Annotated in this window: 16 protein-coding genes and 1 other RNA gene; 11 read left to right on the forward strand and 6 right to left on the reverse strand. The window is 37.5% G+C overall.

Annotation, left to right across the window (positions count from 1 at the left end; genetic code table 11):
* Window positions 1-101: 101 nt before the first annotated feature.
* The 4 genes from hflC to PVV65_RS03450 form a co-directional block, all read right to left on the reverse strand.
* Window positions 102-1,037, reverse strand: a complete 936-nt coding sequence (gene hflC, locus PVV65_RS03435) for a protease modulator HflC (protein ID WP_273755370.1) — start codon at window positions 1,035-1,037, stop codon at window positions 102-104.
* Between the two features lie 2 nt (window positions 1,038-1,039).
* Window positions 1,040-2,185 (reverse strand): FtsH protease activity modulator HflK, encoded by a 1,146-nt coding sequence (gene hflK, locus PVV65_RS03440; protein WP_273789228.1) that lies wholly within the window; start codon window positions 2,183-2,185, stop codon window positions 1,040-1,042.
* A gap of 119 nt (window positions 2,186-2,304) precedes the next feature.
* Window positions 2,305-2,814, reverse strand: coding sequence for a dihydrofolate reductase (locus tag PVV65_RS03445; RefSeq protein ID WP_273789229.1), 510 nt, complete (start codon window positions 2,812-2,814; stop codon window positions 2,305-2,307).
* The gene (locus tag PVV65_RS03450; RefSeq protein WP_273789230.1) at window positions 2,811-3,605 is read right to left on the reverse strand and encodes a thymidylate synthase; all 795 of its coding nucleotides are present in this window, start codon (window positions 3,603-3,605) and stop codon (window positions 2,811-2,813) included. The genes PVV65_RS03445 and PVV65_RS03450 overlap by 4 nt, the downstream gene beginning before the upstream one ends.
* Before the next feature lie 219 nt (window positions 3,606-3,824).
* On the opposite strand from PVV65_RS03450, the gene PVV65_RS03455 reads away from it, so the two are divergent.
* The 3 genes from PVV65_RS03455 to PVV65_RS03465 all read left to right on the forward strand — a co-directional run bounded on the left by PVV65_RS03455 (window position 3,825) and on the right by PVV65_RS03465 (window position 9,595).
* Window positions 3,825-5,132 (forward strand): MFS family transporter, encoded by a 1,308-nt coding sequence (locus PVV65_RS03455; protein WP_273789231.1) that lies wholly within the window; start codon window positions 3,825-3,827, stop codon window positions 5,130-5,132.
* 1,359 nt (window positions 5,133-6,491) lie between these two features.
* A complete protein-coding gene (locus tag PVV65_RS03460; protein WP_273789232.1) occupies window positions 6,492-7,799 on the forward strand; it encodes an MFS family transporter in 1,308 nt (435 codons plus the stop codon).
* A gap of 488 nt (window positions 7,800-8,287) precedes the next feature.
* Window positions 8,288-9,595 (forward strand): MFS transporter, encoded by a 1,308-nt coding sequence (locus PVV65_RS03465; RefSeq protein ID WP_273789233.1) that lies wholly within the window; start codon window positions 8,288-8,290, stop codon window positions 9,593-9,595.
* A gap of 68 nt (window positions 9,596-9,663) precedes the next feature.
* Here PVV65_RS03465 and PVV65_RS03470 read toward each other — a convergent pair whose 3' ends face one another.
* Window positions 9,664-9,969 (reverse strand): DUF2853 family protein, encoded by a 306-nt coding sequence (locus PVV65_RS03470; RefSeq protein WP_273789234.1) that lies wholly within the window; start codon window positions 9,967-9,969, stop codon window positions 9,664-9,666.
* 97 nt (window positions 9,970-10,066) lie between these two features.
* Between PVV65_RS03470 and ssrA the strand changes: the two genes are divergently transcribed.
* The 5 genes from ssrA (at window position 10,067) to PVV65_RS03495 (ending at window position 14,042) form a co-directional block, all read left to right on the forward strand.
* Window positions 10,067-10,423: a transfer-messenger RNA gene (gene ssrA, locus PVV65_RS03475) on the forward strand.
* 177 nt (window positions 10,424-10,600) lie between these two features.
* Window positions 10,601-11,146, forward strand: a complete 546-nt coding sequence (locus tag PVV65_RS03480) for an SspB family protein (protein WP_273789235.1) — start codon at window positions 10,601-10,603, stop codon at window positions 11,144-11,146.
* A gap of 8 nt (window positions 11,147-11,154) precedes the next feature.
* A complete protein-coding gene (locus PVV65_RS03485; protein WP_273789236.1) occupies window positions 11,155-11,337 on the forward strand; it encodes a DUF4169 family protein in 183 nt (60 codons plus the stop codon).
* 10 nt (window positions 11,338-11,347) lie between these two features.
* Window positions 11,348-11,599, forward strand: a complete 252-nt coding sequence (locus PVV65_RS03490) for a ribbon-helix-helix domain-containing protein (RefSeq protein WP_273755146.1) — start codon at window positions 11,348-11,350, stop codon at window positions 11,597-11,599.
* 106 nt (window positions 11,600-11,705) lie between these two features.
* Window positions 11,706-14,042 (forward strand): ATP-dependent helicase, encoded by a 2,337-nt coding sequence (locus tag PVV65_RS03495; RefSeq protein ID WP_273789237.1) that lies wholly within the window; start codon window positions 11,706-11,708, stop codon window positions 14,040-14,042.
* Between the two features lie 38 nt (window positions 14,043-14,080).
* Here PVV65_RS03495 and PVV65_RS03500 read toward each other — a convergent pair whose 3' ends face one another.
* Window positions 14,081-14,722, reverse strand: a complete 642-nt coding sequence (locus tag PVV65_RS03500; protein ID WP_273789238.1) for a DapH/DapD/GlmU-related protein — start codon at window positions 14,720-14,722, stop codon at window positions 14,081-14,083.
* 138 nt (window positions 14,723-14,860) lie between these two features.
* Between PVV65_RS03500 and PVV65_RS03505 the strand changes: the two genes are divergently transcribed.
* Genes PVV65_RS03505 through PVV65_RS03515 form a run of 3 tightly spaced genes read left to right on the forward strand, consistent with a single transcriptional unit; the run spans window position 14,861 to window position 18,186 of the window.
* Entirely contained in the window at window positions 14,861-15,442 is a 582-nt protein-coding gene (locus PVV65_RS03505; protein WP_273789239.1) for an SCO family protein, read from the forward strand.
* Window positions 15,443-15,472: 30 nt separating this feature from the next.
* Complete coding sequence (locus PVV65_RS03510; protein WP_273755140.1) at window positions 15,473-16,342, forward strand: 50S ribosomal protein L11 methyltransferase; 870 nt, start codon at window positions 15,473-15,475, stop codon at window positions 16,340-16,342.
* Between the two features lie 17 nt (window positions 16,343-16,359).
* Window positions 16,360-18,186: an aminopeptidase P family protein gene (locus PVV65_RS03515; protein WP_273755138.1), complete on the forward strand. Its 1,827-nt coding sequence runs from the start codon at window positions 16,360-16,362 to the stop codon at window positions 18,184-18,186.
* The last annotated feature ends 135 nt before the right edge of the window (window positions 18,187-18,321 follow it).

Below are 18,321 nucleotides of genomic sequence, written 5' to 3' on the forward strand. Positions count from 1 at the left end.
ATGCAAAATCGGTATGGCTTAACATTCTTTTACATTCATCATAAAAACAAGCAGCGATAGAGCATACTTCCCACACGAGTACGCTCCATACACTGTTTCATCTATTCACCGCTGGACTTTGAATCAGTTTTACTCAAACTAGGACTCATTGCTGATGAATTTTTTTTCTTTGCTTGCGGAAAATTTCTAAAATAAAAAAAGAAATCCTCATTTGGTGAAATCACCATCGGTATTTTCTCTAAATTCTTATACTGTTCCATCGCTAACCAAAAATCGTAAAAAGATGGATTTGCTTCTCTCGCATTGAGTAAAATGCGAATACTTTCAGCCTGTCCTTCACCGCGCGTAATTTCAGCATCACGCTTTGCAGCCGCCACAATTTCTTCATATTCACGATTTGCCTCTGCGACAATACGATCTCGCTCTTGTTGACCACGAGCGCGAATATTTTCCGCAACTGCTTCCCGCTCCGCAGCCATTTGCCGATAAACATCTTCCGAAACAGCATCGGTTAAATCGGTTTTTCGAATACGCACATCAACAATTCTAATACCTAGCGAACCTGCATCTATAGAAAATTGCCTTTGAACCTCGGCCATCATCGCGCCTCGCTCATCCGATAAGGCTGCTTTAAATTCTCTCTTACCATAAACAGCTCGCAAAGCGTCAATAAAACGTGGTGCAAGATTTTCACGCGCTGCAATTTGCGGGCGCCCTGAAGCAATACGTTGTAAAAACAATTTAGGATCCGTAATACGATAAATAAAGAACGCATCCACTTCATAATAAGCCCCCCCACGAACTTGCACAGATTGTGTAGGAACATCATAACGCAATAAACGATTATCCACCACAATCATCTTATCCACAAAAGGTATTTTTACATAAATTCCAGGATTAGATTCTACCTTAACGATTTGTCCAAAACGCTTAATAGCAACTTGTTGACGAGGATAGACAATAAAAAATGACATCCACAACATGATCAAAAAAAATATTATGGTACTAAAAACAAACAAAAAACGAGACTGCTGCATTATTAACGTCCTCCGGAAATCTGAGTATTCAAGAGCGATGTAGAACGTGCTGATTTTATTTTTTCTTTTTCTGATAAATTATGACGCAGCAATTCATTCAAAGAAAGATAAGGCACCGCAGGAGAATTAATTTGATCGAGAACCAATTTATTGGGTGAAGAAAAAATACGCCCCATCGTCTCCATATAAAGACGATACCGTGCAGCCTCTGGTGAAACTGCAGCTTCACGGGCTATGGCCTGAAAACGTTCAGCACGCCCTGTTGCCTCTTCAATCATTTGTGCTTTTTCACCTTTTGCGATTTCCCGTGTACGTGAAGCTTCACCATTTGCTAAACCAATCTTCGTAAAACGCACACGATTTCCTTCTTCAATCATTCGTCCACGTTCCTGTTCAGCCTGCTGAACAGAATTAAACGCCGCAGCAACTTTGGTAGGAGGAGCAGCTTCACTGATCGATACACGGCTTATTTCAACCCCGAGCTGATACTTATCGACAGTCAACTGGGTAATCTTTCTCACATCGTTAGCAACTTCTTCTTTTTTATCGCGTAAAACATCATCAACAGGTCTTGAGCCAATAACTTCCCGCATTGCACTTTCAGCGACCTGACGAACAGTTCCCTCTTGATCATTCACATTGAATAAAAATTGTCCTGGATATGAAATGCGATAGTAAACAGAAAAATTGACATTCACAATATTTTGATCACTCGACAGCATCAAACCTTCACTTTGTTGTCTCTGTCCAGGCTGTCCACCAATTGCAATTGTTTTTTCCGTTAAAGGTACTTTCATATAGGTTTCAATTGGCCAAAAATGAAAATGTAAACCATCACCGATAATTTCTTCTTTAGGCACACCAAAACGCAATTCTACTGCTTGCTCATTTTGTTGGACAATATAAAGTGACTGATAGAGAAAAAAACACATGGCAAGCAGAAGGAACAAAACAAAAATGCCGCCCCGACTAAATTGTTTAAAATGATCCTGTCCTTTACGCAAAATATCATCGAGATTGGGGCCATTTCCGCCACCATTATTGCCACCAGAACCAAAAATGTTCTTAGCAGATGTCTTTTTGTCACCACTGTTCTTATTTTTATCGCCACTCCATGGGCCACCACCATTTTGATTTGTCCAGGGCATTATCACCTCTTTAACTGATTACCATTCATTCAAATACCGATCCTTCACTTAAAGCCTATAGGGTTTCTCTTATCTCAATTACGCAACTGATAAACCCTTTACACTTCATATCACAAAAATCATTTCCGCTCGTAAACAACAAAACGTGTCGGATGACTATCTTTATCCCCTTTTGGAATATCTTGTGTTTGCACGACAGTCCATTTTTCTTTATCAAAAATAGGAAAAAAACAATCACCTTCTATAGAAGCTAAAACTTCTGTAAGAAATATTTTATCAGAAAGTCCAAACCCTTGTTTAAAAATTTCACCCCCACCAATAATAAAAGTTTCCTCTACATCATTTTGAGAAGCAACACTTGTCGCAAGAGAACAAGCCTGTGATAAAGAATGTGCAACAACCGCCCCTTCAGCGCTGAAAGTACAATCGCGCGTAATGACAATATTTGTGCGCCTTGGTAAAGGTCTTCCGATAGAATCCCAAGTTTTTCGCCCCATTATAATAGGCTTACCCAACGTCAACGCCTTAAAGCGTTGCAAATCTGTTGATAAATGCCAAGGCATTGTACCTTTACAACCAATAACACCATTTTCTGCAACAGCGGCAATTAAACAAATGGAAATCTTCATATTGCTACCGGGGCTTTAATATGGGGGTGTGCTTCATAATTAAGCAATTCAAAATCCTCGAATTTAAAAGAAAAAAGATCTGTTACCGCTGGATTTATAAGCATACATGGCAAAGCATTTGGTACACGAGACAATTGATATTTTGCCTGTTCAAAATGATTAGAATAAAGATGAGCGTCCCCCAATGTATGAATAAAATCACCAACTTTAAGGCCACTGACTTGCGCAATCATCATCGTTAACAATGCATAGGACGCAATATTAAATGGAACTCCTAAAAAAATATCCGCCGAACGCTGGTAAAGCTGACAGGATAATTTACCCTCAGCAATGTAAAATTGAAAGAAACAATGACAAGGTGGAAGAGCCATTTCTTCTATCAATGCGGGATTCCATGCTGATACAATGAGACGACGAGAATGAGGCGTCTCCTTAATCATAGTCAACAGATTACTGATTTGATCAATATGACGCCCATCAGGAGCTGGCCAAGAACGCCACTGATACCCATAAACAGGACCAAGATTTCCTTGTTTATCAGCCCATTCATCCCAAATAGATACACCATGCTCTTTCAACCATGCGGTATTTGTATCGCCTTTAAGAAACCACAAAAGCTCATAAATAATTGAACGCAAGTGTAATTTCTTTGTCGTCAACAATGGAAATCCTGCTTGCAAATTAAAGCGCATCTGATACCCAAAAATAGATCGCGTTCCAACACCGGTTCGATCTGTGCGATCGATACCCTGATTTAAGACGTGAGATAAAAGAGTAAGATATGACTTCATGGAGCTATTATGTCCGATTCTTTTCATTATAGAAAATAAAAACTACAAAATCTGTACAAACATAATTCAAATCTTTTTCCCAAAACATCTTACACAAGAAATTATCATGATCTGACTAAAATTTTGATGCAAAAGATAAAATACTATAGACAGCTTCTAAGAAAATAACATAGAGGGATAATGAACAAAGATGGATGAATGTAAAATAAGGGATTGACTATGGAAAAACAAGAATCTTTAGCACCACATGATACAAGGAAACGTGTTCTTTCGATCATATCGAGTGCATCAGGGAATCTGGTGGAATGGTATGATTTTTATGTTTATTCTTTTACATCTATTTATTTTGCCTCACAGTTTTTTCCCTCCAATGGAGATGTTGTTACCGAACTTTTAAAATCTTCCTTCGTCTTTTTTATAGGTTTTCTCATGCGTCCCATTGGTGGTTGGCTCTTTGGATTCATTGCGGATCGTTATGGACGTAAACGATCTTTGCTAATTTCTGTTTTTATGATGTGTGGTGGTTCATTTCTCATCGCCCTTCTTCCTACATATGAAACGATTGGAGCAGTAGCGCCAATTCTTCTCATTTTACTCCGCATGCTTCAAGGGCTCTCAGTCGGCGGTGAATACGGAACAACAGCGACTTATATGAGTGAAGTTGCTCTAAAAAAACGTCGCGGTTTCTTTAGCTCGTTTCAATATGCCACGCTCATTGGAGGTCAACTCCTTGCAAGTTTGGTTATGTTTACTCTCGCCCTCTATCTCTCTGAAGATCAATTAAAATCATGGGGCTGGCGTATTCCTTTTGCAATTGGTGGATGTGGCGCAATTGTTGCAATTTACCTACGTCGTTCACTTCACGAAACAACCACTAAAGAAAGCCGTTCTAAAAAACAAGCTGGTAGTCTTAAAGAACTTCTACGCAATCACGGAAAAGCGTTCCTTTTAGTTATCGGTTTTACAGCGGGAGGATCGCTGACATTTTATACCTGTACCACTTATATGCAAAAATATTTGATAACAACAACCGGATTTGATAAACATACTGCGACAACAATAATGACGGCCGCACTATTTGTTTTTATGCTACTCCAACCCCTCTTTGGTTCTCTAGCCGATAAAATTGGAACAAAAGCTTCACTGGTTATTTGGAGTTCCTTATCTATCATCTTTACAATTCCTGCACTTAAAATTATTGGAAATACTAATGATATGTGGGTTGCTCTCTCCATTATTATTGGCATGCTTTGTATTATGAGCTTTTATACGTCCGTCTCTGGTATCGTAAAAGCAGAAATGTTTCCTGCTTCAATCCGAGCAATGGGGGTTGGTCTCTCTTATGCTATTGCTAACGCACTATTTGGTGGTTCTGCTGAAGCTGTCGCGCTTGAATTTAAAAAAATCGGCTATGAATCTATATTTCATTTTTACATAGCAGGCATGATGATTATTGCCTTCATCGCAATTCTCTTAATGCCAGATGCTCGCAAAAAAGGATATTTACAAGGAGATGATATTGATTAACTTTTGATCCTAACAAAAAAAGCCCAGAATTCTGGGCTTTTTTTGTATCTATTCTACGAGAAATTAAAGCTTGCAATTTTTTATTTTTATCCCTCTAAACTCACTAAAGAAGAAATTTTCTCTCTTCCCACATAGGGCACTTATAAAAATAAGCGGTGGCTCCGCACTGTTATGAAGAGATGATTCTTTGGCTGAATTTCGTTTGCTGAAGACAAAAAGACGTTTGATTTATTTTAATACTTCTATTCCTCATCAAAATTAAAGCCCCCATGAAAAATAGAAAAGGCCCATTACGTTATGAACTTCCGCACTTTTTTAAGATGCATTTCTCAAATAGACTCAAATCCATTTCACGATGACACCCGTAAAGAGCATAACAGTAAAGCCCTCTGAGAAGGATAAATTGCACAATACATTGATTTATAATGATATATCTAGCATCTTTTAACTTGAATTAAAACCCAACATCACGTAAGATCTTCTCATTTGAGATTTGTTTTATATTGAATCAACTTAAAACACCTCTCGCTTGCACATTACAAGTAGGGGAAAAGTTATGACGGATAAAATTGTATAAGAAAGGACTAAAAATGGCTCTTATAAACCGTCTCAAAAACTCAAGGGCTCAAGAACTCCTTAACATTGTGGACCAACCTCTTCATACTTAATACTAATAAAAGCGCAAACGGCTATCATTATACTACTTGTTAGCTCTACTATACTCTATTCTCTAGTCCTTAAGATTGCACATTCCCTTGATACTTGAAATAGTTCATCAAGAGATTTTTACCCACACACCAATCTCACATATAATAGCCAATAACACCATTTTACGACACAACATCAAACCTATAAGCCAAAGAATATCCATATCCTCAAAAACACTCTCATATGCCAATAATTCACAATGAAACAAAAAAAATCCTAAAAAGATTCTAAAAGTACACAATTTAAACAATACACCATAAGCTCAAAATAGCATTAATTGCTCTAGAAAAATCTTATAATGAAAGTTCTAAACTTTAAATATGCAAGCTCATTCTTTCACTATCGTAAGTTTTTAATCTTTACAAAAGAATGTAATCATAAAATAAAAGAAGATTTATTAATTATAAACAGTATAAATTAAATCATATTTTACATTATAGTTAAATTAAATTTTATTTTATTTATTAATAATATAAACATTATTTATGTTGTCTAAATTTTAAATAAAATATTTTAAAAAAAATAAAATTATAACAAATAAAATTAAAATATTTTTCTAAGAAATTATCATTATACAATTGTATTTTTATGCTATACATCATTAACAACTTTAACGAGCAGAAAAGTATCAATCTAAAAGGGGAAAGTTTCATGAATAACCAAACAACTGTAGATCCACATGATACAAGGAAACGTATTTTTGCTATCATATCCAGTGCATCAGGAAATCTAGTAGAATGGTACGACTTTTATGCTTACTCCTTTGCATCGGTTTATTTTGCATCACAATTTTTTTCTGAAGATGAAGATATTGTTACACAACTGTTAAAAACTGCAGGAATCTTTTTTATTGGCTTTCTTATGCGTCCTATTGGAGCATGGCTCTTTGGCTTCATTGCTGACCGCTATGGACGTAAACGCTCCATGCTTATTTCTGTTTTTATGATGTGTGGAGGTTCTTTTCTCATTGCTATACTTCCCACCTACAAAACTTTGGGAATAACAGCAGCATTTCTGCTGCTTTTAATCCGCATGTTTCAAGGGCTCTCCGTTGGTGGTGAATATGGTACAGCAGCCACTTATATGAGTGAAGTTGCATCCAAAAATCATCGTGGGCTCTTTGCTTCTTTTCAATATGCAACAACAATCTCAGGTCAACTTCTCGCGAGTTTGGTAATTTTTATTTTAGCCATTTATCTCACTGAAGATCAATTAAAAGCGTGGGGCTGGCGAATTCCTTTTGTCATTGGTGGCTTTGGAGCGATCGTTGCAATTTATCTGCGAAGCTTGCTTCATGAAACAACAACCCTCAAAAGCCGTTCTGAACAACACGCCGGTAGTCTTAAGGAACTCTTTCGCAATCATAAAAAAGCATTCTTTTTGGTTGTTGGCTTCACAGCTGGCGGATCCCTCACATTTTATACGTATACCACTTATATGCAAAAATATCTGATCACCACCACCGGATTTGATAAACACACTGCGACGACAATAATGACTGCCGCACTCTTTATTTTTGTGTTATTGCAACCCCTTTTAGGGTCCTTAGCCGATAAAATTGGAGCAAGAGCTTCACTCATTATTTGGAGTGTCTTATCCATTATCTGTACCATTCCAGTCCTTAAAATGATTGGAAATACCCATAATGCATGGACAGCACTCTTAATTATTATTGGAATACTCTGTATTATGAGTTTTTATACGTCCATTGCTGGTATAATAAAAGCAGAACTATTCCCTGCTTCAATCCGAGCAATTGGTGTTGGATTTGCTTTTGCCATTGGGAATGCACTCTTTGGAGGTTCTGCTGAATATGTAGCGCTTGGATTAAAAAATATGGGATATGAATCTGTTTTCTTTTTTTACATCGTTGGAATGATGATCATTGCCCTCATCTCTATTCTCCTAATGCCCGATATTGATAAAGGAGGATATCTTGATAAAGACAAACTTCATTAAACTTATTTACTAAATAAAAAAGCCCAAGAAATTGGGCTTTTTTGTAATTATTTACTCAAAAACTTAATTTTTTATAGTATAAAACCCATTTCATTATCTTACTCTCAATCATGAAAAGTCATTGAACACTTTCTATGATCTTCAGATATCATTTTCATAACATATTGAGTTATCAATAATTTTTTATCATTTTGTATATCCAATAAAAAGTCTAAATACCGCAAAAATTTCTCATCTTTACCCTTTTTATATTAATCCCTCACAATAATACCTCTTGCAACGCATAAGAAGAATTAGTCTATGGATAAAAATTATTTAATAAATTAATCAAACTATTTATACTATATAATAAATAGATAAAACTTCCCAACATATGTTATTTAAAATATTTTTCATAAAAAATAATCATTATACGATTAAATTTTTCTAGCAATCATAAAACATTATGTTTAAAAATATGGATTATAAATCCAAAAGGGGAACAATTCATGAAAAATGGAACAGATTCAGCATCACAGGATGCAAGAAAACGTATTTTTGCTATTATAGCGAGTGCAACAGGAAACCTTGTAGAATGGTATGATTTTTATATCTACTCCTTTGCATCGGTTTATTTTGCCTCACAATTTTTTCCTTCAAATGGTGACGCTATTACGCCACTCTTAAAAACTGCAGGAATCTTTTTTATTGGCTTTCTTATGCGCCCTATTGGAGCTTGGTTTTTAGGGTTTGTCGCCGATCGTTATGGGCGTAAACGCTCCATGCTTATTTCTATTTTTATGATGTGTGGAGGCTCTTTTTTTATAGCCATACTCCCCACCTATGAAACTTGGGGAATAACATCAGCAATCCTTTTACTTTTAGCTCGGATGATGCAAGGATTTTCAGCAGGTGGCGAATATGGTACAGCAGCCACATATATGAGCGAAGTAGCCCTCAAAAAGCATCGTGGGCTTTTTGCTTCTTTTCAATCAGCCACCCTTATTACAGGCCAGCTTCTTGCCAGTTTCATTATATTTATTTTAGCATCTTATCTGTCTGAAGATCAGTTAAAAGCATGGGGATGGCGTATTCCTTTTGTGATTGGTGGATGTGGAGCGCTCGTTGCGATTTATCTACGCCGTTCACTCCATGAAACAACTAAGGAAGAAAGCCGCTCTCACAAACACTCTGGGAGTCTTAAGGAACTTCTCACCAAACATACAAAAGCCGTTGTCGTAATTGCCTGTTTTGCATCAGGAGGATCACTTACATTTTATACCTTTACGACTTATATGCAGAAATATCTAATCACCACCACTAACTTTGATAAACATACCGCAACAACGATTATGACAGCTGTACTGTTTATTTTCATCCTGTTCCAACCCATAGCAGGTATCATCGCCGATAAAATTGGAACAAAAACTTTACTCATTATTTGGAGTATACTTTCTGCCATCTTTACATTTCCTGGGCTCTGGATAATCGGAAATACCCATAGTATATGGGTTGCCTTATCTGTCATTATTGGCTTGCTCTTCATTATGAGCATGTATACATCCATCTCTGGTGTCGTAAAATCAGCCATGTTCCCCTCTTCCATACGTGCATTAGGCGTTAGCATCTCTCATGCCATTGGGAATGCCTTATTTGGTGGTTCTGCTGAATACGTTGCGCTTGGATTAAAAAAATACGGTCATGAATCACTCTTTTATTTTTACATAACTATCGTGATGATCATGGCTTTTATTGCTCTTCTTTTTGTTCCGAGTATGCGTCAAGGAGGATACCTCCAAGACGATGAAAAACGTTAACGCCCTCTATAAACGAAAAAGCCCAAAAAATTGGGCTTTTTTTATCATTATCACAAATTTAATATTGTTTAAATTTTATGAAGTGCATTGAGTTGTTTAGCAACTAAATAATAAAAAGTTATACGACTTTTTCTACGCTCTCCAGCCATCATCTGAGAAACTTTTGAAACAGCCATTTTAGCACTCTGCTCATCAACTTCTAAAATATCTTGAACCCATTTTTCAACACGTTCTAACTCTTTTGGATCCGATGTTGCAACAAGCGCTGCATCTTGCTTTTTCATCACCAAAGCTAAACGCTGACTAAGTCGTTCGACTGCCGCTGCATCAGGATTTGAATCATATACTTTAATATCTGCTAAATTATTTGTCATTTTACATCATCTCCTCTCCAAAAATGAGCGGCTATACTTTTATAGCCGCATCATATAGCTCCATAAATAATTAGAGGATTAAAAATATTAACAACCCCCCCTTTTCCTAAGACTGTTCTTCATCTATATTTAAAGAGCTGGCTTTCCAGCTATGGTAATAAATGGACGATGAAATAAACCTATTGGACCCGGGGGCGGTACCCGGCGCCTCCACCAAAATATAAACAACCAAAATTATATTTTGGTGGGGGCGAAATAGGATCGACAAGGGTGTAAAGATCGCTCTTTTACTCGGCATTGTACCACCGTTATCGGGCTAAATGAGTAGTTGCAAATGACAACTATGCGGAAGCACGTCTCGCCGCCTAAGGTGGTGTGAATGTTTCAAATTGACTCTTAAACCGTCGCAGGTTTAAGCGGGGTTGGAAGGCACCTGGCAACAGAAGCCTTCACTTTTTAAAATGTTATTGATTGATCTTTCAGACATTATCAGACATTATTTTTTGTGTTTTTTGATTCAATGAGGTATCTTGTAGACAAAATACTGCTGGTTTTTAAATACATTCTATTACACAATATCGACACATCAGTACGGCCATTCTGCTACGTGAAATAAAAGGAATAAACTTCGATGGTTAAAGATCAAATCCGTTACGATATTCTCGTTCAGGATGCGCTTCGTGGAGTTATCCGTAAAGTTTTATCGGAAGTTGCTAAAGCAGGACTTCCGGGAAACCATCATTTTTTTATAACTTTTTTTACAAATGCTCCAGGCGTTAAAATTTCTCCTCGGCTAAAAAATCGCTATCCTGAACAAATGACAATTGTCTTGCAACATCAATTTAGAGATCTCAGTGTTTCAGAAACAGCCTTTGAAGTAACCCTCTCTTTCAGGGAAATTACCGAAAAGCTCGTAATTCCTTTTACTTCTATTCAAGTTTTTTATGATCCTATAGCAACATTTGAAGCAGCATTTGATCTGCCCTCAAAACTTCCCTCTGTAGAAAGTGAAGTTTCAGAAAATATTCCATCTACGCTCATAGCTCCATCAAACAAACAAAAAAAAGAAAGTATGCTCACAAAAGAACAAAGTCTCAATACCAGTAAAGAGCCTTCAAATAACGATACAAAACAAAGTGCTGATGTTGTCTCTTTAGATTCTTTTCGGAAAAAATAATTTTTCTCATGACTGAACCGATAAATCTTCGCCAATTTCGAAAACAAAAAAAGCGTGCAGAAAAAGCGCTTCATGCCGAAGAAAGTCGTTATCGTTTTGGACGAACAAAAACTGAAAAACTTTTCGAGCAAAAAAAGTCTTTTAAAACGCAAAAATTTCTTGATCAAAATCGTTTGCGAAACGATGAGTAAAGGAGAAAAAATGAACGAGAGTAATTTTATGGATTGGTCAAAAGTCATTCCGCAAAAGATATCTGTTCGCGTTGATGGACACGCAACCAGCGTCTCTTTAGAACCGCCATTTTTAGATATTCTCAAAGATATAGCCCGCAAAAAAGGACAATCTTTAGCCTTTATTATCACTGATATTGATAGCCAAAGGCCACAACAAGTCAATCTTTCGGCCTCGTTGCGCATTTACGCCCTTCAAAGTATTCTTACTCAACGTCTTTAATACTTTCTTTTAACATTTCTTGTTCAATTAAAACTGTTGTAGCTTTTAAAAGAAAAGTTTTTTAAATCTAGCACTTTTATGAAAAAAAGATTACAAAAAAGGTATAATGAATAATTTTTCCGATCACATACCTTTTTTTGAAGAAGATGCCCCCCCAGCCTATGATAAAAAAGACTCTGGGATTTCTTCTCATGTTCTAAAGAAAAAAAAATCATATAACACAGACTATTTAGGACAGCTCAATCCAGAACAACAACAAGCTGTTATGAATACTGAGGGCCCTCTTTTAGTTCTTGCAGGTGCAGGTACTGGAAAAACACGTGTCTTAACAATCCGTATTTCTCATATTCTGCGCTCTGGACTCGCCTCTCCTCAACAAATACTTGCTGTCACGTTCACCAACAAAGCTGCGCGTGAAATGAAAATACGTATTGGTGAACTTATTGGTGAAGTTGTTGAAGGAATGCCTTGGCTTGGAACTTTTCATTCTACTGGTGCTAAAATTTTACGCCGACACGCAGAGCTTGTTGATTTAAAAAGAAATTTTACAATTCTCAATAGCGATGATGTTCTTCGACTTTTAAAACAGCTTATTCAAGCTGAAGGCTTAGACGATAAGCGTTGGCCCGCACGAAACCTTGCCATGATGATTGATTCTTGGAAAAATCAAGGACTTTCACCAGAACATATCTCAAAAAGTGATGCGTATTCCTTTGGCAACGGCATGGGGCGAGAACTTTATCACAGTTATCAAAATCGATTAAAAGATCTTAATGCCTGTGATTTTGGCGACCTTCTGCTTCATTCTATCTCTATCTTTCAACACAATCCAGATATTCTTCGCAAATACCATTCTCAATTTCGCTATATTCTTGTCGATGAATATCAAGATACAAATACAGCACAATATCTTTGGCTTCGCCTTTTAGCACAACATCCTCAAGGTCGAAATGTTAATCTTTGTTGTGTTGGTGATGATGATCAATCCATTTATGGATGGCGTGGTGCAAAAGTCGAGAATATATTACGATTTGAAAAAGATTTTCCTTCTTCCCAAATTATTCGTCTAGAACGCAATTATCGCTCGACATCCCATATTCTTAAAGCTGCCTCTCATCTGATTGCTCATAATGAAGAAAGACTGGGCAAAGTCCTTTTTTCTGCTCAAATAAAGGGGGAGGAAGAAAAAGTAAAAATTCATTCAGCATGGGATTCGGCAGAAGAAGCACGAGCAATCGGAGAAGAAATCGAGCGTGCCCAACAAAAAGGTCATGCATTAAATCATATGGCTATCTTGGTACGTGCATCATTTCAAATGCGTGAATTTGAAGATCGCTTTGTAACGCTTGGCCTTAACTATCGCGTCATTGGTGGTCCACGTTTTTATGAGCGAATGGAAATACGTGATGCCATGGCTTATTTACGCGTTGTTGTCCACCCCGCTGATGATTTAGCTTTTGAGCGTATTATTAATACACCTAAACGCGGCATAGGAGACGCAACCTTGCGCATTCTTTATGAAAGTGCACGCGCACGTGCTGTTTCTCTCTTTTCTGCAGCTGCTGATATCATTGAAACAGATGAGCTAAAGCCTAAGGCACGCAGTGCTTTACGAAGCCTTATTGAAAACTTCCGCCGCTGGCAAAATATGCTGCAATGCACCCCCCACAGAGAACTTGCCGAAATCATTCTTGACGATTCTGGCTATACAACCATGTGGTTAGAAGATCGCTCACCAGAAGCTCCCACACGACTAGAGAACCTTAAAGAAATGATCCGTTCCATGGAGCAATTTGAAAATCTTCAAAGCTTTTTAGAACATGTTGCACTGGTTATGGAAACAGAAAATAATGAAAACATGGATGCCGTCAACATCATGACACTTCATTCAGCCAAAGGACTTGAATTTGAAACAGTTTTTCTTCCAGGTTGGGAAGAAGGGCTCTTTCCCCATCAGCGCTCATTAGATGAAGGTGGACGTTCAGGCTTAGAGGAAGAACGACGCCTTGCTTATGTAGGGCTTACAAGAGCAAAAAAATATCTGCATATATGGTTTGTATCCAACCGCAGAGTTCACGGACTTTGGCAATCTGCTCTTCCCTCCCGTTTTCTAGATGAATTACCAGCAGAACATATAGAAGCCATAGCCATGGAAACACCTTATGGTGGTTATGGAAAATACTCCTTTCAACATCAAGAATCCTTTTATAATGACTATGCTGCACCAAGACAAAATCGTGCACAAAAAAACAAAAATATTGAAGGGAAAGTTATTGCTCAATCAGTCTCTGAAGCGCCATCAAATTTTGCAATCAATGATCGAATTTTTCACATAAAATTTGGTTATGGCCATATTACAGCGATAGATGATCATAAATTGACAATAATGTTTGAAAAAGCTGGAGAAAAACGTGTACTGGATAATTTTGTAGACAAAGCTTAACGAAAGAAAACTATAATCCGTTTTTTCAAAGGGCCATTTTATTCTGAATATCTTTTCCATTTGCAAACAAAAGCTTCAATGGACAAGTTTTGCATATCAGGTAATGCGTTGTAAATTTTATCAAGCGGCCAATCCCACCAAGCCATATCTAAAAGATCTCCTATCACATGATTGGGAAAACGCATCCGCAATTGTTGAGCTGGAACCCCAGCAACAATCGTATAAGGCATAACATCTTTTGTTATAACAGCATTAGCGCCAATAATTGCACCATGTCCAACTGTTACTCCAGGCATAATAACTGCTCCATGCCCAATCCACACATCATGCCCAATGATAACATGTTTCGCACAACGCCTTTCTCGAAAAGAACAATCGAGTGACTTATAACGAAAATATTCATTTGGACGATAGGTTATTTTATGGGTTGAAAGGCGCTCTATAGGATGCTCTAACGCATTTATCCGTACATGAGATGCAATAGAACAAAAACGACCAATATCGCTATAAATAGCCTCACTGCTACGTTCTAAATAAGAAAAATCTCCAACGATCACATTCCGCAAAATCACCCGCTCATTAATTGCCACATAGCGCCCTAATTTACAAGCATGCAATCGTGCCGTTGTATGGATACGCGGTTTACTTTCGTGAAATCGAAGATCGTTCTCAATATTCATATTACCTTCCATCAATTATTTCATCAAGAGATATGGAAAGACATACCAAGCAAATCCATAAAATCAACCATGAAACAAACATTGCAAAACAAACCAACCAATGCTAGATTTTTTCAACACTTTTAAGAGAGACAAGCGATGAAAAATGTAATCCGCATCTTAGGACTAACAGTTATATTTCTTACGGGGATTTTCATTTATGATACATTGATCAATAAGCCTTTAGGTGATGACTTTACTCTCACCGATTCAAATGGACAAACTGTTACGCAAGCTGATGTTCGCAGTAAACCTTCAATTATTTTCTTCGGTTTTACGATGTGCCCTGAAATCTGTCCTACGACATTAATGAATCTTGATCGATGGTTAACAGCTCTTGGGCCTGAGAGTGATAAATTAGGAAAATGGTTTGTGACTGTTGACCCTGAGCGTGACACCCCTGAAGTACTTCATGAATATCTCAGTAATTTTAACAATAAAATTATTGGCATTAGTGGAGATCCTGAAAAAGTTCATAAAATGGTCAATTCCTTTAATATCTTTGCTGAAAAAATACCAGGGACAGATGGAAATTATACTTACGACCATACGGCTGCAATTTTTTTGCTTAAAAAAGGTGGCAAACTCGCTGGTATTATTCCTTATGAACCCAACGAGGATAATAATGAGTTAAAAGACCAAATTGCCATTGAACAACTCAAAAAACTTGTCTCAAACTAAATAAAAAGCCAATTATAAAGAAAGAACAGGATGTCACAGCAAATTCGTCTGTATTATACCACTTTTAAAAGTGAAGCAGAGCGATTTTATACGCTTATAGAAGCAGCTTTTGACGAAGAAGGGTATCCTTTGGCTCTTACAGAAATAGATGAAAAAAACACCATCTATGAACTTTCACTTTATGTAGAGCAAGACAATCAAGAGCGTGTTTTGCAACGTTTTGCACAGATCCTTTCTATAGATCCTCATAAAATTAACCATGAAATTTTACCCAATATTGATTGGGTACAAAAAAGCCTAGAAGGATTACAACCTATACATGCTGGTCCTTTTTTTCTCCATGGAAGCCATAACCGTAACGACATCCCCCAAGGTGTTTTTCCCATTGAAATTGATGCAAATCAAGCTTTTGGCACTGGACATCATGGAACAACAGCCGGTTGTTTGGAAATGATTGCCAAAATTATGAAACACGAAAATCCACACAATGCCCTTGATCTTGGAACTGGCAGTGGTGTCTTAGCCATTGGCATGGCAAAGCTCAAACCTATTGCTATACTTGCATCTGATATTGATCCCATTGCTATCAAAGTTGCAAAACACAATATCACACTCAATAGTGTAGAAAAATATATTACGGCAATTACAGCAATAGGCTTTGCCCATGATGAAATTGCATCACGTGCGCCCTTTGATCTCATCATTGCCAATATCCTTGCTAATCCGCTTATTGAACTTGCACCAGAAATGGTTCAATTTCTTCAAAAAGGTGGATCACTTGTACTTTCTGGAATTCTTGAAGAACAACATGATCTCGTATTGGGAGCCTATGTAAAACAGGGACTCAAACATCTTGAAACATACCACCATCAAGGATGGGTTACGATACATCTTAAATAAATGAAAAGGACGTTGTTATGTATCAATCTTTTGAAGCAACAACAAATCCCACCCATGCTCTCGAGCGTATTTCATCCCTTCGTAAAGAGCTTGATCGTCTTGGGCTTGATGGTTTTCTTGTTCCCCGTAGCGATGAACACCAAGGAGAATACGTCCCCCCCCATGCTCAACGCTTAAGCTGGCTTACTGGCTTTACGGGGTCAGCGGGTATGGCGCTCGTTTTAAAAAATAAAGCTATTATCTTTACTGATGGACGCTATAAACTCCAAGTTCGCCAACAAACTGATCCGCATATTTTTGAATATGAAGATCTCATCACTTGTCCTCCCTCACAATGGCTTGAAAAAAATGGAAAACAACTTTCTATTGGCTTTGACCCATGGCTCCACACCATTTCCGCTATAGATGCATTGAAAAAATCCTTAGAGATAAAAACAGGTGGAACGCTTATAGCAGTTCAACGAAATCCTATCGATCTTATCTGGCATGATCAACCACCATCACCGCAATCTGCCTTATCGCTTCACCCTCTCCAATATGCAGGATGGGATAGCGATGAAAAGCTCTCTTTAATCCGCAAAACCATACAACAAGCCCATGCAGATGCTTTTATTTTTACAGATCCCTCCTCTATTGCATGGATATTCAATATACGGGGTAATGATGTTTCCAACACACCATTTTCTCTTTGTTTTTCTCTAATCCCTATAGAAGAATCACCAACCTTATTCATTGACAGTAAAAAGCTTGGTGAAGAACAAAAACGATATCTGGAACGCTATACAAAATTATATGAACCAGAACAATTTATTGCCAAGATCAAAGATTATAGTCAAAAAGGCATGATTTTCGCCTTAGACCCACAGTTAGCATGCGAAAAGTTACGCACTGCACTTGAAGAAGATGGAAAATCTTTCATCCCACTAACCGATCCTGCTGCTCTACCCCGTGCCATTAAAAATGACACAGAACGAGAAGGTGCGCGCAAAGCTCACCTGTGCGATGGTGTTGCTCTTACCCGTTTTTTTGCTTGGTTAGACAAACAAACACCAAGCACAATAAATGAAATTTCTGCTGCTCAGAAATTAGAAGAATTTCGCATAAAGACAGCAAAAGACATGGGAAAAAAACTTGAAGATCTTTCTTTTGATACAATCTCAGCCGCAGGTGCAAATGGAGCTATTATCCATTACCGTGTAACGAATGAAACCAATAAAACACTCAAGGGTGGTGAACTTTATCTTGTTGATTCAGGAGGACAATACCGTGATGGCACCACAGATGTTACACGCACGATAGCAATTGGCGATATTGGAGAAGAAGAAAAACGCTGTTTTACTTTGGTTCTTAAAGGCATGATTTCTCTTTCAACAGCACTCTTTCCAAAAGGAACACGCGGACAAGATATTGATGTTCTAGCACGCATTGCCTTGTGGAAAGCTGGTTTTGATTATGCCCATGGTACGGGTCATGGCGTTGGTTCTTATCTTTCTGTTCATGAAGGACCACAAAATATTTCGCGCAAAGGATGCCAAGAATTGATCCCCGGAATGATTGTTTCTAATGAGCCTGGATATTATCGTGAAGGTGCATTTGGTATTCGTATTGAAAATTTACTCATTGTAAAGCCAGCACAAAAAACTTCTGGTGGAGAGAAAGAAATGCTCTCGTTTGAAACACTCACTCATTGCCCCATTGATCGAAAGCTCATTCTTCCGGAGCTTTTAACACAAGAAGAACGACAATGGCTCAATAATTACCACGCACGTGTTTATCAGATGAATGCACCTTATTTAAATGAAGAAGAGAAAGAATGGGCAAACGAAGCAACAAAACCCCTTTAAGTGAAAAAACACAGATACCTCTTAAAGCTTTCAACAAAAACAACCCCACCCCTTTTTCAAGCAAAAATGTAAACTAAACATAAGGAAATAATTAAAACTCTCCATTATTTCATCTTGATAAAACACTATCTTACA

Origin of the sequence: Bartonella sp. ML70XJBT, from assembly GCF_028618425.1 — a bacterium.
GTDB lineage: Bacteria > Pseudomonadota > Alphaproteobacteria > Rhizobiales > Rhizobiaceae > Bartonella.